Below are 16736 nucleotides of genomic sequence, written 5' to 3' on the forward strand. Positions count from 1 at the left end.
CGAATTAGATTGAGAGCCTCGCGTAAGCGGGGCTTTTTTTAGAGGAATAGCAATGGCAACCCTTCGCGAATTAATTATAAAAGTTTCAGCTAATTCTCAGTCCTTTCAGACCGAGATCGCTCGCGCATCTCGCATGGGGTCCGATTATTATAAGACAATGCAACGGGGTGGGCGGCAGGCGGCTGTTTCCGCACGCGAGACAAGACAGGCGCTAGCCGAAGTATCTGCACAATTATCAGAAACTAAAAGTGCAGCTATGGGTATGGCTGGTGCGTTTGCCGGAGTTTTTGCGACCGGGCACCTTATCGCTCTTGCTGATGAGTGGAGTTCTGTGAATGCACGTCTAAAACAGGCGTCAACATCAACCGATGATTTCTCCAATTCCCAACGATTACTTATGGATATCAGCCAGAAAACAGGGACAGCGTTCAGTGATAACGCAGGTTTATTTTCTCGTTCGGTAGCATCCATGCGTGAGTTTGGCTATTCCTCTGGCGATGTACTGAAAGTCACCGAGGCTATCAGCACGGGCCTTAAATTATCCGGGGCCAGCACGTCAGAGGCCAGTTCAGTTATCACACAGTTCAGCCAGGCGCTGGCGCAGGGGGTATTGCGCGGGGAGGAGTTCAACTCTGTTAACGAAAACGGTGATCGGATCATCCGTGCCTTAGCGGCAGGTATGGGCGTTGCCCGCAAAGACCTCAAGGCGATGGCTGATAACGGACTGTTGACAATAGATAAAGTGGTTCCGGCTATCACCGCTCAGTTACGGGTGATGCAGGCTGAATTTGATGCAATGCCAAAAACAGTATCAGCCTCGACTCAAAAGGTTGAAAACGCCTTTATGGCCTGGGTGGGCGGTACAAATGATGCATACGGTGCCTCCGCTGTGCTTGCTGGTGGTCTTGATTCACTGGCTGAGAACATTGATACCGTAGCAATGGCTGCAGGAGCGTTAACGGCTGTGGGCGTGACCCGGTTTCTGGGAAACTGGACGCTTCAACTGAAATCACACACCGAAGAGCTAATTAGGGCCAGAGGGGCGGAAATTTCCAGCACTGCGGCTAAAATCGAAGGAGCAAACGCCTCACTTGTTCAGATTGAAACGGAAAAATCGTTACTTCTGTCTAATCAGCGCTCACTAGTGGCTCAACTTGAACTGGCGCAGACGGAAAAACAACGCGCATCCATCAGGACATTGCTTGCAAGAAACTCAATGGAGATGGTCAAAGCGAATAAAGCGGAAACCGCCACGGTCAATGAGCTGTCAATAGCAAATCAGCGGCTTAATGCGCTCACCTCTGTAACGAGAACCGCATGGGCTGGCGTATCATCCCTCTTTGGTGGCATTCCAGGGATTTTGATGCTGGGTGCAGGTGCCTGGTATACATGGTATCAGAACCAGGAACAGGCGCGTCAGTCTGCGATACAGTATGCCTCCACCCTTGACGAGGTGGTGGAAAAGGCGAAAGCCATGAGCGAAATTCAAATCAGAGGCTCTATTGCTGATTCTGGTGAATCCATTGACGCGCTCAAAGATAAGCTGGAAGACTTGAGGGATGCTCAAGCCGAGGCCGCTGCTGAAGTTCAGAAATATACGTCTCTCGCTCGACAGATGGGCGTTCAGAATGATCAAAATAATGGTTACGTACAGAACGCCGCTAAATATCAGCGGGAATATAATAAAATATCCCGAGATATTGCTGATACTACATCTCAATTAAACAATGCTGTAGATGCGCAAAATAAGTTACAAACTGAGTTAGCCTCAAAAGTTCAGGCATCGGCAGTCGCTTTTGACAAAATAAAAAGTTCGATAATTGGTGCGCTGAATGTTAATGAAGCAATGGCAACATCGCTGTCAGTTACCATTCAATTCATGGATGAATTAAAAAAGCGCTCTGGGAACGGCCAGCCCCCAGCACCCCAAACCAATACAGCTTACGATAATTTTATAAAACAACAAAAAGAAAGCATAGCCTTGTCTCAGAAAGAAGGCGTTGAGCGTGCAAAACTGAAGGCCCTTCAGGATGCTATCAAACAGGGGGCCATCAGAACTGATAATAAAGGTAATGTTCTGCCTGGGCAGGATGCGCAAATTGCTGCCATTCAGGGCAATGCGGCCACCGATTTTAATCTTAACGAGTCACATAAAAAGCCGCGTGGTAAATCTGATGCAGAGAAAACTGAGGATGTTTATACCAGACTGATAAAACAGCAGCGTGAGCAAATCGCACTTGGAGGGCAAAATAACGAACTAGCTAAAGTAAAATATCAGGTTGTTCAGGGCGAGCTTGCATCGCTCGATAATGCTAAAAAAGAGATACTGCTACAGAATGCCGCCCTTATCGATCAGAAAAACATTGCTGAACAGTTAAAAACGTTCCGTGAGGGGTTGGCTGACAGCAACGCTGCTGCGCGTGACCGGGGGAATATTGATTTTCTTGGTGCCGGGATGGGGAATAAGGCTCGCGACCGCATGAAGGAAATGGCAGATATCCGTTCCGATTTTCTTAAACAGCAACGGGACCTGCAGCGGGATTTCAGCAAAGGTCAAATTTCTGAGGACCTGTACAAACAGCAAACGGAAGCACTTCAGGTGGCGCTTACTGAACGGCTCCAGATTCAGGAGGAATACTACAAGAAAACCGATGAGCAACAGTCAGACTGGCGCGCGGGGATCAGCGATTCCCTGATGAACTATGCCGATCAGGCCTCTGATCTTAGTTCAATGTCAGCATCAGCGACCAGTGAGATACTGAACAATGCTACCAACTCGATCTCTACCAATATGACGAATGTGCTGACGGGGGCTACCACCTTTAAAGAAGGTATGTCGAATATCTTCACCTCCCTTGGAGAAAGTGTCATTCAGTCGCTTATCCAGATGGCAACGCAGGCGCTGATCACCAAAGCGATTCTGGCTTCAGTGGGGGGCGGGTTTGGCGGGATATTTGGCAGTATTTTTGGCGGGGCGAGTGGTGCAGCCAGCAGCGGAACGGCCATTCAAAGCGCCGGGGCTAACTTCTCCTTTAATGCCTTGGGAGGTGTATACGATTCACCGTCACTTTCTGCATATAGCGGCGGCGTGTACAACACTCCGCAGTATTTTGCTTTTGCGAAAGGCGCAGGTGTATTCGGCGAGGCCGGGCCGGAAGCCATCATGCCGCTTACCCGTGGCGCTGATGGTTCGCTGGGGGTCAAAGCTGTTGGGCGGGAATCACCGGCGGTACAGAACGCTGCTAACCAGATCCAGGCACAGCCACGAATTGCTGTCAGCGTAGATGCCAGAAGTACGTTCACCGGTAAACCGGATGACATAACGATGCAGGCAATTGAGCGAAGGAATGACGCTCTGGAACAGCGGATAGTTAACACCTTAACCGCCGAAGTAAATAACCCCCAGAAGAAATTCGGTCGGGCTATTTATTCAAATCTCCAATCCAAAAAACCACGATAGACCTGCCCGGAGGGAATATTCATGGCAGATATTTTCTACCCGGATGAATACCTGCCCATGCCACTTATGGACGGGTACGGGTTTAAGCCCATATCACCTTTGCTGCGAACGGAGATGACGTCCGGTCGCGCTCAACAACGAAGGCGATATACCTCAACACCCACCCAGGTATCGGTTAAATGGATTTTTAAAACTGATGCTCTGGCGCAGGTGTTTGAGGCGTTTTTCAGGGATGCGCTTAAAGATGGCCAGTCCTGGTTCTATCTGAAACTCCAGACTCCCATCGGGGTAAAGCCCTATAAAGCCAGGTTCGTGGATATTTACGAGGGACCGACGCTGGTCTCGCCAAAATACTGGCAGTACAGCGCAACGCTGGAATTATGGGAGCGCCCGTTACCACCTTCAGGCTGGGGAAATTACCCGGAATGGCTGGCGGGTCAGTCGTTACTGGATATTGCGCTAAACAGAGAGTGGCCGAAGCATGACAATTCTTGAGCGACTATATGCCAGCAGCGGATCGGAGGTTATTCACGACACGCTGCAGATATCGGCAGGCGATGATAATTACTGGCTAACCAGTGGCTGGGATGACGTTTCCGTGATGCTGGAAAATGGTCAGCCGGCGACGTTTGAAGCCAGCGCGATAGATATCGCCTTACCAGCCAGGAACGCCGACGGGACACAGGATTTAAAGTTTGCTATCAGCAATATTGACGGAAGGGTTTCTGAGGCGATCGATAAAATCCTGGATGAAATGAAATCAGCCACGCTGACATTCCGGCGGTACATTTCATCCGATCTGTCTGCCCCGGCATCCTCACCGTATACGCTCGATATCAAATCCGGCTCCTGGACCCCGACAGCAGTTCAGGTCACGGCAGGCTATATGAATATCCTCAAAACAGCCTGGCCCCGTAAACGTTACAACCTCGCCGAGCATCCGGGCTTACGTTACTAATCTGAGGCAAATATGTTTAACCCTGATAAATACCGTTCAGTCACCTGGCTGAAGGGCGGGCGCGTATATCCGCAGCTCGACTGCTTCGGCATTGTAAATGAGATACGTCGAGATTTGGGCTTATCTCTCTGGCCCGATTTTGCAGGTGTGACCAAAGACGGCGGGGGCCTCGACCGGGAGGCGAGAAAGCTGATGCTTTCGCTGAAACGTTGTGACCCCTGCGAAGGTGCCGGAGTGGCTTGCTATTCGGGTTCAACGGTTTCCCATGTCGGGATTGTTGTGATGCTCGATAACCAGCTGCAGGTCGCGGAATGTAATCCAGGCTCGGGGGTTACGTTTCTGCCACTGGCGCGATTTATCCGCCGCTTTAACCGCGTGGAGTTCTGGCAATGACGATAAAGTTTTACCCGTCCCGGCTACCGGGTGAACCCCTTGAAAAGCACGATCATGGTGTGCTTACGCTGCATGAGTGGATGTGCAGAAATGTCCCGAGCTATTCACAGGATAAAACTCATCCTGTTGTGATCGAGCTGAACGGCCAGGCAGTCCCCCCGGCGGAATGGCCGTTATGTTTGTTGCGGCCAGACAGTGATGTGCGGATATATCCCATTCCGTATGGCACGGGTCTTGAAATTGCCGTGTGGGTTTCGGTGGCCGTATCCATTGCGTCTACGGCCTATGCATTATTCTTTGCCCCAAAACCAGAGCTGGGCGGTTTTTCATCCAGTAACGCTTCATCGCTGGATCTGAACCCGGCGCGGGCAAACACCGCAAAACTCGGTGATCCCGTTAGGGAGGCTTTTGGGCGAAACCGTATTTACCCGGATTACCTGGTGCAGCCGGTAACGCGATTCGACCCCGCTGATCCCACCAGAATGACGGTAGAAATGTTTGTCTGCCTTGGATATGGGCGTTTCTCCTATACCGGTGGAGATTTTCGGGTAGGGGAAACTCCGGCGTTGACCTTAGGCGAGGGCTTTTCATATACCAGCTATGGGCCCGGCGATAATGTGGCCGGGGATCGTCGCAGTGAGATATGGTTCAACTCAACGGAAGTTGGTGGAACGTCGAGCGGCAGCGGCCTCGATATGGCTCAGACTGCCCCTGAAGCCAGTGATATCGTTGCTGATGCCATGACCGTCAGCGGTGCCTCTGTCTCGTTTTCTGGCCTCGATGTCGATGATGATAATGATGAAGACGAGGATGAGAACAAACTTCCTCCTGGCTGGATCGCCGGTGCAATTGTCACCCTGAAAGCGCCAGTGAATTATCAGGTATCCATTGAGGGCGGTTTTAACGTGCTGACAGGCGATGTCGTGTCAGAGATTGCGCCATTCAGCGGTATGCCTGTCACCCTAATGTTTAACGGTACTGACTATGATCTGCAGATCGCCACGTATACCCCTCACCAGGACGCCGTTCCGGGAACAGGGGGAGCGACTGCGGTATTACGCGCCAGTGCGTCGCCGTCAACGTATGACTTTACGACAACCAGCCAGACCTTTTCTCTGACCTGGCAGGGGATCACCTATACCATATCTCTGGTCGCCAACTACGGCACAATGTCTGGCTTGCTCGCAGCGATTAATGGCGGGTTGAATGGTTCGGGGCTCATTGCTCAGGATGATGGCGGCGTGATACGTATCGCCGAGATCTCCAGCCCCTGGCGTGGCGGTTCCATTACGTCATCTTTCCTGCCTGCGTCAGTATTTGGTGACAGCCCGGTATTTACTGCTGGTGCAGCCTCCAGCGGCGGAAGCCCTGCGGTAACAGCCAGCGTCACGCTGGCATACGATTCCGGTACCGCATTTTCTGGCCTGCCGGACGGCACGCAGCGGATTTCCCTGGCGCACCGAGGCAACGAATACCAGATAGCATCGACTGACGGTGCGTCTGCAACCGTACAGAGGGTGGTTAATGGTGTCGTTGACAGCACCTGGTCAGGCTTTATGACCCGTACCGTCGTGGATTTTGCCGCGTCTGGTATTAACGATAATGAAACCTGGCTAGGCCCCTTTCTGGCCTGCCCGCAAAATGAAGTTGTGGACGCCTTCGAGGTCAACTTTGCTTTCCCAAACGGAATTTGCGGGTTCCAGAACAACGGGAATAAGCGGGTCCGCCATGTCGAGTATGAAATCCAGTATCGCGTTTATGGTTCCGGTTCAGGGTGGACGAGTAAGCCAGGGGTTTATGCGCTTAAAAACATTAATGGCCTCGGTTTTACAGAGCGTTTTGATCTGTCCTCTCCCGGGCTGGTGGAGGTTCGATGCCGCCGCCGTAACGAGCAGGGGAGCAACAACGCGAGAGACAGCATGTTCTGGCAGGCGCTCAGAGGTCGTTTGCTTTCCCGTCCAACCTCCTACGCAGGGATATCAACAATAGGGATCACGGTTGAAACTGGCGGCCAGCTGGCGGCGCAGTCAGACAAGCGTGTGAGTGTTGTCGCCACGCGAAACTATGATGGCGGTGGTGACAGGACAATCAGCGGTGCGTTCCTGCATCTTGCCCGCAGTCTGGGATATCGCGACGACCAGATCGACATTGCGGCGCTCAGTACGCTGGAGGCTACCTACTGGACGCCAAGGGGAGAATATTTTGATCACCAGGCAAGCAGTGACAGCACGTCAGCAAAGGATATTTTCGACAAAATAGCCGAGGCTGGCATGGGGTATTTTCTGCTATCTGACGGGTTGCTTTCTGTCGGGAGAGAGGGCGTCAAAAGCTGGACAGGGATCATTACTCCTCAGGATACCGTCGAGGAAATGCAGACTTCATTCAGGGTCCCGTCGGAAGATGATTTTGATGGCGTGGATGTGAAATATATCAACCCTGTGACCTGGGCGGAGGAAACCGTACAGTGCCGGACGCCGGAAAATCCTTTTCCGCGCAAAACGGAGGCATATACCATTGATGTTGCCATGACTGCAGATCGCGCCTGGCGTATCGGGATGCGTCGGTTAATGAAATATCTCCACCAACGCCGAACGTATACGGCTACGACGTCGATGCTGGGATGGTGTCATGACTTCGGTGATCACATCATTTTGTCCGACGACACCCCAACCGGGAAAACCCAAAGTTGCCTGATTGACGCGATGATTTACGACTTCCAGGAAATTACGCTGCACGTCACGGAGCCACTGGACTGGAGCTACGCGAATCCTCGCTGCTGGATACAGTTTCAGGACGGTCGACCATCATCGCGAATGCTCACGCCGCAACGGGTAGATGATTTCACGCTGACGGTACCGTACAACGACGACCTGCATCCCGACGACTGGATTATGGACGACCCAGATATTGACCTGCCGAAGTTATTGTTCTGCGACAGTGAAAAGGGTGCGCGGCATGGGATAGTCCAGGAGGTTGCCCCATCAGGTGACAGCAACTGTCAGATTACTGCACCTGAATATAAAGAAATTTTCTACCAGTACGACGACGCCACATACCCCGGCGACGCTGCTTAATACCAAAAAAATCCCTTTCAACTTTTCTTTCGCTCAAACCCTCGTTTGGGCGAAGCCTCTTTTTTGGAGCAAAAAACATGGCCGAACTTAACCCGCCACTGGGTACGACGACGCCTGAAATTTTCCTGGATAACGTCAAGCGCGCTGACGAGCTGGTTAACGGTCCGGCCGGAACGGTTAACGACCGCGGCGGTGAACCGCTGGATACGTGGCGCCAGATGATGGCGAAAAACGATGAGATCAGGCAGAACATCATTCCTCTCAGCAAGCAGTACATGACGCTTGAAGCGGCACAGGCCGATATCGTCAATATCCCTGAGGGTAGCACCACGTATGTGCGCAGCCCTGATGGCGGCACACTGGCGGATGAGTACATTAATAATGGTGGCACGCTGGCGGCTACGGGCAGAGCTATGCCGTCTCAACAAAGCGTTGATGTATTAACTGAGGCGAATGAACAAACGCTCCCTTTTACTTATCTCCTCTCTGGCTATGATGGCGAATCAACATACCCACTTGCACTGGGCAGCAATAACAATATTGTCCTGGGGTATGACACAGTAAAAGAGGAACTTGTCGGGCTTTTCCCGGAATCAACACTGGATGCCAGCCCCGGTGCGCTGCCATTTAAAGTCAGCAAGGTTGCGACCAATTTCATACTCGCCTACGGCCAGTCATTAAGCACCGGCGTTCGTGCGCAGTCAGTCATCTCACTCGCTCAGCCATATAGCAATATTACCTTTTCGAGTGGTGTAAGAGGAAATGGTGGGATTTTTACAGCGGTAAAACCGCTGGTAGAGGATGACGCTAAACCTACCCCTGACGGCGAGAGCGACGCAGCGGAAACAGTGTGCTCAGGAACGGCAAACTATGCCAGCCTGGCCATGTATCGGGAAAATGGAGTCCTTCCTTCCGACCATGTGATTTTTTGCAGTACTGCAGGGCATGGGGCATACACTATTGCGCAACTGGCCAAGGGGTCGGCGTGGTACAATTCACAGTTCCTGAATCATCTTAACGGTGCAAAAGCATTGAACTCCGATATCGCTCTGCACGCTATTGCCTGGCTTCAGGGGGAGACGGATTCCAACAACACCAGCTACACAAAAGCGGCCCACCTGGCGGCGCTGCTTAAACTCCAGAGCGATATCACTACCGATGCGCAGTCCATCACAGGGCAGGACAGCCCCGTCATGTTCCTGACTTATCAGCACAGCTCGCGAGTGAAAACAAACGATGCCGTGCCACTGGCGATACTGGAAGCGTGCGAGACCAGCGATTATTTCTATTTCGTCGCACCCACCTACGCCTTTCCTCATTACACCGACGGACTGCATTTGCTGGCTGTCGGGTATAAATGGATTGGGGCTTACTACGGCAGGGCGTACAAACAGGCCGTTATCGACGGAATCAAGCCTCTGGCAATTATGCCGAAAGGCGCGACATGGCACGGAAACCAGGTAACTATCCGTTTTGATGTCCCGGTGCCGCCTCTGGTTCTGGATGCGACAAATCTCGCCCCCACCAAAGACTCTGGCTTTGCTGTTTATGCTGGCGGTGTTGCGCAGACCATCAGCGCTGTTGAAGTGCTGAACGGGGACACGGTGGTTATCACCCTGGACTCTGCGATAACCTCAGCTCCGCAGGTACGCTATGCCTTTGATAATGTCGGGGCAGGCCTTACCATTCAGAATGGTGCCAGCGGTAATCTCCGCGACTCCTGCCCGGATACCTGCATCATTGCCGGTAGTGAAAAACCAATGTTTTACCTCTGCCCACACTTCAAACTAAACGCCATCAGCGAGGATTTCTGATATGTCACTTTTTATTCAGCTTCCGGTACAGGCACCGGCGACTATCGGCACCGTCGCAGAGAGCGATATTGAAATTTTCCTGCCATTTGATTCTGGCGCCACTGAGTTCTGGAACTTCCGCCGTGCCTCACTGGTGGCAGCGAACAATCCCGCAAAATCACTGGTGCCGCAGGGTAATTATTCTTTCAGTGGTAACGCGCTTAACGTGACGACCGGCGGCGGAAATAACCTGCAAACCAGCCTGACCGATGATGGTGAGTTCTCATTTTGTGGCGTGGTCAGCAACCTTGGATCGGCTACCACTGCAATGATTATCGCCGGTAACTATCAGAATACTGTTGCAGGTACTGCAATTTATAAAGCATCAGGCGGGGCCCTGACTGTTCGGGCCGCCGCTAAGATATCGACTATCGGTACCCCGAACGCCTCATCCCCGTTGTTCTTTGGTGTCTCGATTAGCAAATCCACACCCTCTCTCAGTGTGGTAATCAAACAGCCCGGTGTATTGGATTTCGCGGTAACAGGAACTTCCTTTAGTGCCCCATACGTTGAATCATCAGAGCCGGTAACTCTTGGCTCCCTTGTCGGCGGCCTGTCGCAACTGCTGAAATTTTACGAGTTCGCCACTTATGAGCGCTCACTAACGCTTGGTGAACTCAATACCAAATATTTGCAGGCTAAGGCGAGAATGAAGGGTATGGGTATTGGCATCTAATCTGATGACCAGCACATTGCGGCTGTCAGGGAAATTGACAGCCGCAACACACTTTTTAATTAAAACGTGATGATGAGGTTTAAGATGTTATCTTCTAAACACCGATATGAGTGCTACAGATCAAGTCTGTAGCGTTCATTAGTGAAGATAATTCTGGCGGAGAAAGGTGAGTGCTCATCAATTTCGTCTAGATCTACGAGTTTCACGACGTGAAAGTGATTCTGAGAGAAATCAGGCGATGTAAATTTATCTAAGTCAGCACGCGAAATACTCGTGAAAAAATCAAGCTGTGGTGCGATTTGGGTCAGTTCTGCCAAATAAGCAACATCACTCCTGCCGAATTCTGCGCCAGTCAACCCTGCAAAACCATACTGGCGGTCAATTATTGATACGCCAATTTTTCCAGTGTGATTGATCGCGCGTGATGGATGCATAGCTCTAAGATCATCATAAGCTACCCTCAATGCTTCCGGATTACTTACATCAAAAAGCTTCGATTTTTCGTGTGCGTTGATAATTGCTTGAAGAACCAAATTGCTGTACCCACCAACCAGAACAGTAACAACTGGTCCATAAATGTGACTCGGCCCTGAATACTTGCTGTGTAACAAGTCAGTGAAAGTAAATACGGCTTGGTTAATCCATGACAGGCTTTTCTTCTCAAAAAGTGGTTTGGGGCAGATACGCTGAAACCAAGAACGTTTCGTTTCGAGAGCACGAGAGAAGAGATCATTACTCAAGCCTTGGCTGTCAGAATGCACCTCATAGGCATTGCGCTTAGAGCTTGCAACAACTTCATGGTAGTTAGCAAACCCCATAGAAACAGCAAGCATTTCTTGAATTTCTGCAAGCTTAAAATCATGAGCTTGGGATTTTTTTGATAAACGTTCAAGTAAGACCTTGGATGTTCTCTTGAATAGAACACCATTGATCTCTATGTCTTGGTCTTTTTTGATAGCATTAGGCATGACGGATCCTCAATGAGTTATACACGGAGTTATTTAAGGATCACTAGTAGTCGCGACATCTTACTCCGTGGTTATCATTGGAGGCATGTCAAAGTTTTGGTTTTAATCGCCGCAGTCGCGCTATGCCTATTAGGCACCTACCAAGCATTCGGGCATAAAAAACGTAACACGCACAATGCTAACACGCAAGAATTTTCGCAGCCTTGATCAATGAAAGTTCGTGGTTCCTGCTTATCCATACAGATGGCTGGCAGGATTAATATATCAGGCGTCGAACTCTGTACTTAGTTGAGTGCTTCCGACGGATGCTGGATACGGGCGCTATCCGGCAGCAGGTGGCTGATGTGACAGGTGTGGACGTGAAGACGATTTACAAATATTTGCCGGTACAATACGGCGATAAAAAATCCCCTTGAGCAGGCACACTCAAGGGGAAAATACTACATAACATCATTGCTGTGTGCGTCTTCGCACACGCCTATCTTCCAAGAAGGTGCCCAAAGCTTCCAGATATTTCTGGTCTGAGCAGTTAAATCATGGGGTCGGTGGTCGATGTGAAAGGAGGGGGAAGACGATTTATAAATATTTCCCGGATAGCATACTGCATGAAGCTGGGTGAGGATTTGATGTAAAAACCCACCCGACAGCCTTATACAAGACCTGCCGAGTAGGTTAACTGCAGGTGTTCATGCCGAACAGTCGGCACGCACTATACCCATAACTCAACACACAAACCAGTCGTCTGCCGTTTCCCAGGCGTCTTTGAGGGTTTCTTCGACAAATTCCTTCGCAATTTCCTTATCTGTTGCCCGCAGCACGCTCAGGCCGTCATTGCTGGCCGTCTTCACGATCACTTCAACTTCATCGTACTGTTTGCTTATCCGTCGGGTCATTTCTTCCTTGAGAGCCTCCAGTGAACCCTTTGGCATTTTCCCGGCTTTCTCTTTGGCAATGCTGATTTCTACACGCATGATCAACACCTCGATTTACTGGCTGGATATACAGTTGTATTGCTGTAAGTATATCCAGTGTATGTCTGGTGTCTATGCTTTTTAGGTGTGTATTTTTGTTACGATTATTTACATATAGAAAAACCCCAGACGGCGAAATCTGGGGTTTTTTTGAAGTGCACGTGTATATTGCGTGCATTTTTTTGTCTTTATTTGGTCTGCTTCCTGTCTGGTCAGTGTCAGTAAGTAACTGTTTTAGCTATTACTGTCCGGTTGCAGTCCTGTCTAAAGTGGTGGAGCTGGCGGGAGTTGAACCCGCGTCCGAAATTCCTACATCCTCGGCACTACATGCTTAGTCAGTCTTTACATTCGCTTGCCAGCTGCGGACAGACACGCCACTAACAAACTAGCCTGATTAGATTTAACGCTTCAACCCCAGGCAGGGCATCCACGCGATCTCTTTTGGGTTTGACCTCTCTTTGATCCCCGTCTTAAGAGCGGAAGCTAGGGAGAGAGGGCTCAGAGCAGGTTATTAAGCTGCTAAAGCGTAGTTTTCGTCGTTTGCGACTATTTTTTGCGGCTTTTTACGAGGCCAACCGCCCCTCGGCATGCACCTTGGGTTTCGCAAATCCCGTCGAATCCAGAATCAGCCCCAATGTGTAGGTCAAGTATAACAGATTTGTGAATGTCGTTACCAGCCCCATCACGCAGGATTATTTCAGCAGGGTGGACGAAAAATCAGCATCAACAAGGATATAGCGTAAGGGCCAGCGAGAGCTGGCCCTCGGGGAGGGGAAATTAACGTCCGGCGTGCTTCATAATACGCGCCTTATCCAGCGCCCATTCACGATCCTTCAGGTCGGTACGCTTGTCGTGCTGTTTCTTACCTTTGGCGACGCCGATTTTCACTTTGCACCAGGCGTTCTTCCAGTACAGCGACAGGGCGACAACGGTATAACCTTCGCGGTTAATACGGCCGTACAGCGTGTCGAGTTCGCGCTGGTTGAGCAGCAGCTTACGGGTGCGCGTCGGGTCGCAGACATAGTGGGTGGAAGCCACGGCCATGGGCGTAAAGTTGGCGCCGAACAGGAAGGCTTCGCCATCCTTCAGGATGACATAGCTATCGCCGATGTTGGCTTTGCCTGCACGCAGGGATTTGACTTCCCAGCCCTGCAGGGCGAGACCAGCCTCGTATTCATCTTCGATAAAGTATTCGTGACGGGCGCGTTTATTCAGCGCAATGGTGGCTGATCCAGGTTTGTGGGCTTTTTTCTTAGTCATAATGTCCTGAAGTCATCGTCTTATACACAGTTACCTCGATCGCATCCTGCGAGGTGTACTGCGCATCTTAGCACGAGTTGCGGCACAGCGTTTTTTTTAGCAGCAGATAAATGATATTATTTGCACTGTGTTTAAATGTGGAACCTGCTATGCCTCAGATTAGCCGTACTGCGCTGGTGCCTTTCAGCGCGGAACAGATGTATCAACTGGTAAACGATGTGAAGTCCTATCCTGATTTTCTGCCAGGCTGCACCGGTAGCCGCGTGCTGGAATTGGGGCCGACGCAAATGACGGCGGCGGTTGATGTGTCCAAAGCCGGCATCAGTAAGACCTTCACGACCCGGAATACACTGACCAGCAACCAGAGCATTTTGATGAGCCTGGTGGATGGCCCGTTCAAGAAGCTGATTGGCGGCTGGAAGTTTATTCCGCTGAGCCCCGAGGCCTGCAAAATAGAATTCCATCTCGATTTCGAGTTTACCAATAAACTGATTGAGATGGCTTTTGGCCGGATCTTCAAAGAGCTGGCCGCTAACATGGTGCAGGCGTTCACTTCGCGCGCCAAAGAGGTTTACAGTGCCGGCTAATATTCGTGTTGAAGTCGCCTACGCGCTGCCTGAAAAGCAGTATCTGCAGCGGGTCACCCTGGACGAGGGGGCGACGGTCGAGCAGGCGATTATCGCCAGCGGTCTGCTGGCGCTGCGTGATGACATTGATCTGGCGAAAAACAAGCTGGGTATCTACAGTCGTCCGGTAAAGCTGCATGACGAAGTTCACGACGGCGACCGGGTGGAAATCTATCGACCGCTGATCGCAGACCCGAAAGAGCTGCGTCGCCAGCGGGCAGAGAAAAGCGCCGCAAAGTAACCTGCAGCAGACCGGCTATCAGCCATAAAAAAAGCGCTCACCGAGCGCTTTTTGCTTTTCCGGGCCTTACTGACTGGTCAGCGCAGGCTTGTTATCAATGTTAGTCAACACACCGCCGCTGTTGAAGGTCAGGGTCAGGGTCTGCTGAGTCACTTTCTGGTGGCCCGGCTCCTGACGGAAGACATAGAACCAGGTATTGGTGCCGAACGGATCCGTCATCATTGGCGTCCCCAGAGCATAAGCTACCTGCTGTTGCGTCATACCGACACGAATTTTTGCTACATCGTTTGGTGCCAGATAGTTACCCTGGTTGATGTCAGGACGGTAAACCACTCGTTCCAGAGTGGAACAGCCTGCGGTCAACATAAGAAGAACCGCTGCGGCAGCAGTCAGCGTTTTACAGCGCATAGTGATTTGATTCCTTTTTGGGCCCGAGCAGTACGTGGCTCATCTGTAATATGCCGATAATAATAGACCTTCGCGCCGTTGGAAACCTCCGGCTGCAGGTCAGCAGGCAATTTGCTGTTCACTATGACCCTGTGAAAATCAAAAAGTTTACGCCGCAAGCAACTCTTTCGCGTTCGCCAGGGTGTTGCGCGTGACTTCGCTGCCGCCCAGCAGACGGGCCAGCTCCTGCAAGCGAGCCCGTTTATCCAGCGGCTGCATATGGGTTTCGGTCATCTCGCCATCGGTCTCTTTGCAGACAAAGAAATGATGGTGGCCGCAGCCTGCGACCTGCGGCAGGTGGGTCACGCACATCACCTGCGTGGACTCGCCCAGCTGGCGCAGCAGCTTGCCGACCACGGCGGCGGTCGGGCCGCTGATACCGACGTCCACTTCGTCGAAAATCAGCGCTGGGGTTTCCATTTTACGCGCGGTGATCACCTGAATCGCCAGCGCAATGCGCGACAGTTCGCCGCCGGAGGCCACTTTGGCGATTGGCTGCAGCGGCTGACCGGGGTTAGTGGTGACGCGGAACTCAATATGGTCGGCGCCGTCGGCGGTGAGATGGCGTTCATCGAACGCGACCTCAATCGCGAAGACCCCGTGCGGCATCGAAAGTGAGTGCATACTTTCGGTGATAAGCTGGGTCAGCTCGTCGGCGCTGGCCTGGCGCAGGGCATGCAGCTGGCGCGCGGTCTCCAGCGCCAGCTGATGATGTTCGACCACCTGCTGGCTGAGGGATTCCAGCGAGCCGGCGCTGTCGTCCAGCAGGCGCTGCTCTTCCAGCATCGCCTGATAAACCGCCGGCAGCTCTTCCGGCATCACCTGATGTTTACGCGCCAGCGCGATTTGTCGGGAAATCCGTTGCTCAAGTTCAAACAGACGGTTCGGATCGAGATCCAGACGGTCATGGTAGTGGCGCAACTCGTCGCTGGCCTCGCTGAGCTGAATGGCCGCCTCTTCCAGCATATCCAGGACGCCGGAAAGCTTGCTGTCCATGCCCACCAGCTCGCTGACCAGCTGCTTCGCGGTATAAAGCTGGCTCTGCAGATTGGCCTCTTCGCCGTCCGCCAGTACCGTAAGGGCGTGCTGGCAGGTGCTGAGCAGCTGGCCGCTGTTGGCCAGGCGCTTGTACTCTTCGTCAATCTGCTCAAACTCTCCCGCCAGCGGGTTAAATTCGTTCAGTTCTTTAAGCTGGTACTGCAGCAGATCGGCGCGGGCGGCACGCTCCTGGCTCTGCTGCTGATGCTGGGCCAGCTCGCGGCAGCTCTGGTGCCACTGGCGATAGTGCTCGGCCATACGCTGAGTGAGCGCATACTCACCGGTATAGCCGTCGAGCAGCGTTTTCTGGTGTTCGGGTTTGGTCAACAGCTGGTGCGCATGCTGGCCATGGATCTGGATCAGCAGCTGGCCCAGCTCGCGCAGCTGCGAGAGCGGGACGGCGGTGCCGTTGATGAAGCCGCGCGAGCGGCCGTCGGCGCTGATCACCCGGCGAAGTAAACACTCACGCCCGCTTTCCAGCTGGTTCTCTTCCAGCCAGCGCTGGGCGGCCGGGGTATCTTTCAGCGCGAAGCGCGCGCACAGGTCGGCACGGGTAGCGCCGCGACGCACCATGTCGGCTTCCGCTCTGCCGCCGAGGCACAGCCCCAGCGCGTCGATGGCAATGGATTTCCCGGCGCCGGTTTCCCCGGTGATGGCGGTCATACCGCTGTGGAAATCAATTTCCAGTTCACGAACGATAGCAAAATTACTGATGGTGAGTTGCGCCAACATAGCTGCCTTCCTGTATGAAAAACCAATACTGTGTTTTCG

Annotated in this window: 14 protein-coding genes, 1 other RNA gene and 1 pseudogene; 10 read left to right on the forward strand and 6 right to left on the reverse strand. The window is 52.1% G+C overall.

Annotated features, from left to right (window positions below; all coding sequences use genetic code 11):
• Positions 1 to 52: 52 nt before the first annotated feature.
• From ACLH1I_RS14245 to ACLH1I_RS14275, 7 genes are all read left to right on the forward strand, one after another.
• On the forward strand, positions 53 to 3460 hold the full coding sequence (locus tag ACLH1I_RS14245; protein WP_274873107.1) for a phage tail tape measure protein: 3408 nt from the start codon (positions 53 to 55) through the stop codon (positions 3458 to 3460).
• 21 nt (positions 3461 to 3481) lie between these two features.
• Positions 3482 to 3955 (forward strand): hypothetical protein, encoded by a 474-nt coding sequence (locus tag ACLH1I_RS14250; protein ID WP_198080277.1) that lies wholly within the window; start codon positions 3482 to 3484, stop codon positions 3953 to 3955.
• A complete protein-coding gene (locus tag ACLH1I_RS14255) occupies positions 3942 to 4418 on the forward strand; it encodes a DUF1833 family protein (protein WP_016809746.1) in 477 nt (158 codons plus the stop codon). Before ACLH1I_RS14250 ends, ACLH1I_RS14255 begins: the two co-directional genes overlap by 14 nt.
• A 12-nt stretch (positions 4419 to 4430) precedes the next feature.
• Positions 4431 to 4811, forward strand: coding sequence for a hypothetical protein (locus ACLH1I_RS14260; RefSeq protein ID WP_064187511.1), 381 nt, complete (start codon positions 4431 to 4433; stop codon positions 4809 to 4811).
• Positions 4808 to 7885 carry a host specificity factor TipJ family phage tail protein gene (locus tag ACLH1I_RS14265; protein ID WP_411302830.1) on the forward strand — a complete coding sequence of 1026 codons (3078 nt, stop codon included), beginning with the start codon at positions 4808 to 4810 and terminating at the stop codon, positions 7883 to 7885. The genes ACLH1I_RS14260 and ACLH1I_RS14265 overlap by 4 nt, the downstream gene beginning before the upstream one ends.
• Before the next feature lie 77 nt (positions 7886 to 7962).
• The gene (locus tag ACLH1I_RS14270) at positions 7963 to 9699 is read left to right on the forward strand and encodes a SwmB domain-containing protein (RefSeq protein WP_198080220.1); all 1737 of its coding nucleotides are present in this window, start codon (positions 7963 to 7965) and stop codon (positions 9697 to 9699) included.
• A gap of 1 nt (position 9700) precedes the next feature.
• Complete coding sequence (locus ACLH1I_RS14275) at positions 9701 to 10414, forward strand: hypothetical protein (RefSeq protein WP_094339420.1); 714 nt, start codon at positions 9701 to 9703, stop codon at positions 10412 to 10414.
• Positions 10415 to 10527: 113 nt separating this feature from the next.
• Here ACLH1I_RS14275 and ACLH1I_RS14280 read toward each other — a convergent pair whose 3' ends face one another.
• Positions 10528 to 11382: a hypothetical protein gene (locus ACLH1I_RS14280; RefSeq protein ID WP_094339421.1), complete on the reverse strand. Its 855-nt coding sequence runs from the start codon at positions 11380 to 11382 to the stop codon at positions 10528 to 10530.
• 287 nt (positions 11383 to 11669) lie between these two features.
• On the opposite strand from ACLH1I_RS14280, the pseudogene ACLH1I_RS14285 reads away from it, so the two are divergent.
• Positions 11670 to 11798, forward strand: a pseudogene (locus ACLH1I_RS14285) (DNA-invertase); the annotation flags it as partial.
• Between the two features lie 306 nt (positions 11799 to 12104).
• On the opposite strand, the gene ACLH1I_RS14290 reads toward ACLH1I_RS14285, so the two are convergent.
• The 3 genes from ACLH1I_RS14290 to smpB all read right to left on the reverse strand — a co-directional run bounded on the left by ACLH1I_RS14290 (position 12105) and on the right by smpB (position 13613).
• Positions 12105 to 12353 (reverse strand): DinI-like family protein, encoded by a 249-nt coding sequence (locus ACLH1I_RS14290; RefSeq protein ID WP_032430315.1) that lies wholly within the window; start codon positions 12351 to 12353, stop codon positions 12105 to 12107.
• A gap of 270 nt (positions 12354 to 12623) precedes the next feature.
• Positions 12624 to 12986: a transfer-messenger RNA gene (gene ssrA, locus ACLH1I_RS14295) on the reverse strand.
• Positions 12987 to 13130: 144 nt separating this feature from the next.
• Positions 13131 to 13613, reverse strand: coding sequence for an SsrA-binding protein SmpB (gene smpB / locus ACLH1I_RS14300; RefSeq protein ID WP_002914164.1), 483 nt, complete (start codon positions 13611 to 13613; stop codon positions 13131 to 13133).
• Between the two features lie 149 nt (positions 13614 to 13762).
• On the opposite strand from smpB, the gene ACLH1I_RS14305 reads away from it, so the two are divergent.
• Positions 13763 to 14200: a type II toxin-antitoxin system RatA family toxin gene (locus ACLH1I_RS14305; RefSeq protein WP_004174798.1), complete on the forward strand. Its 438-nt coding sequence runs from the start codon at positions 13763 to 13765 to the stop codon at positions 14198 to 14200.
• On the forward strand, positions 14190 to 14480 hold the full coding sequence (locus ACLH1I_RS14310; RefSeq protein ID WP_004145682.1) for an RnfH family protein: 291 nt from the start codon (positions 14190 to 14192) through the stop codon (positions 14478 to 14480). The genes ACLH1I_RS14305 and ACLH1I_RS14310 overlap by 11 nt, the downstream gene beginning before the upstream one ends.
• A 66-nt stretch (positions 14481 to 14546) precedes the next feature.
• Here ACLH1I_RS14310 and bamE read toward each other — a convergent pair whose 3' ends face one another.
• Complete coding sequence (bamE, locus tag ACLH1I_RS14315; protein ID WP_002914160.1) at positions 14547 to 14888, reverse strand: outer membrane protein assembly factor BamE; 342 nt, start codon at positions 14886 to 14888, stop codon at positions 14547 to 14549.
• A 147-nt stretch (positions 14889 to 15035) separates the two neighbouring features.
• Complete coding sequence (gene recN, locus ACLH1I_RS14320) at positions 15036 to 16697, reverse strand: DNA repair protein RecN (protein WP_004206849.1); 1662 nt, start codon at positions 16695 to 16697, stop codon at positions 15036 to 15038.
• Positions 16698 to 16736: the final 39 nt, after the last annotated feature.

Source organism: Klebsiella sp. 1SOBk10mer (assembly GCF_046602535.1).
Taxonomy (GTDB): domain Bacteria; phylum Pseudomonadota; class Gammaproteobacteria; order Enterobacterales; family Enterobacteriaceae; genus Klebsiella; species Klebsiella quasipneumoniae.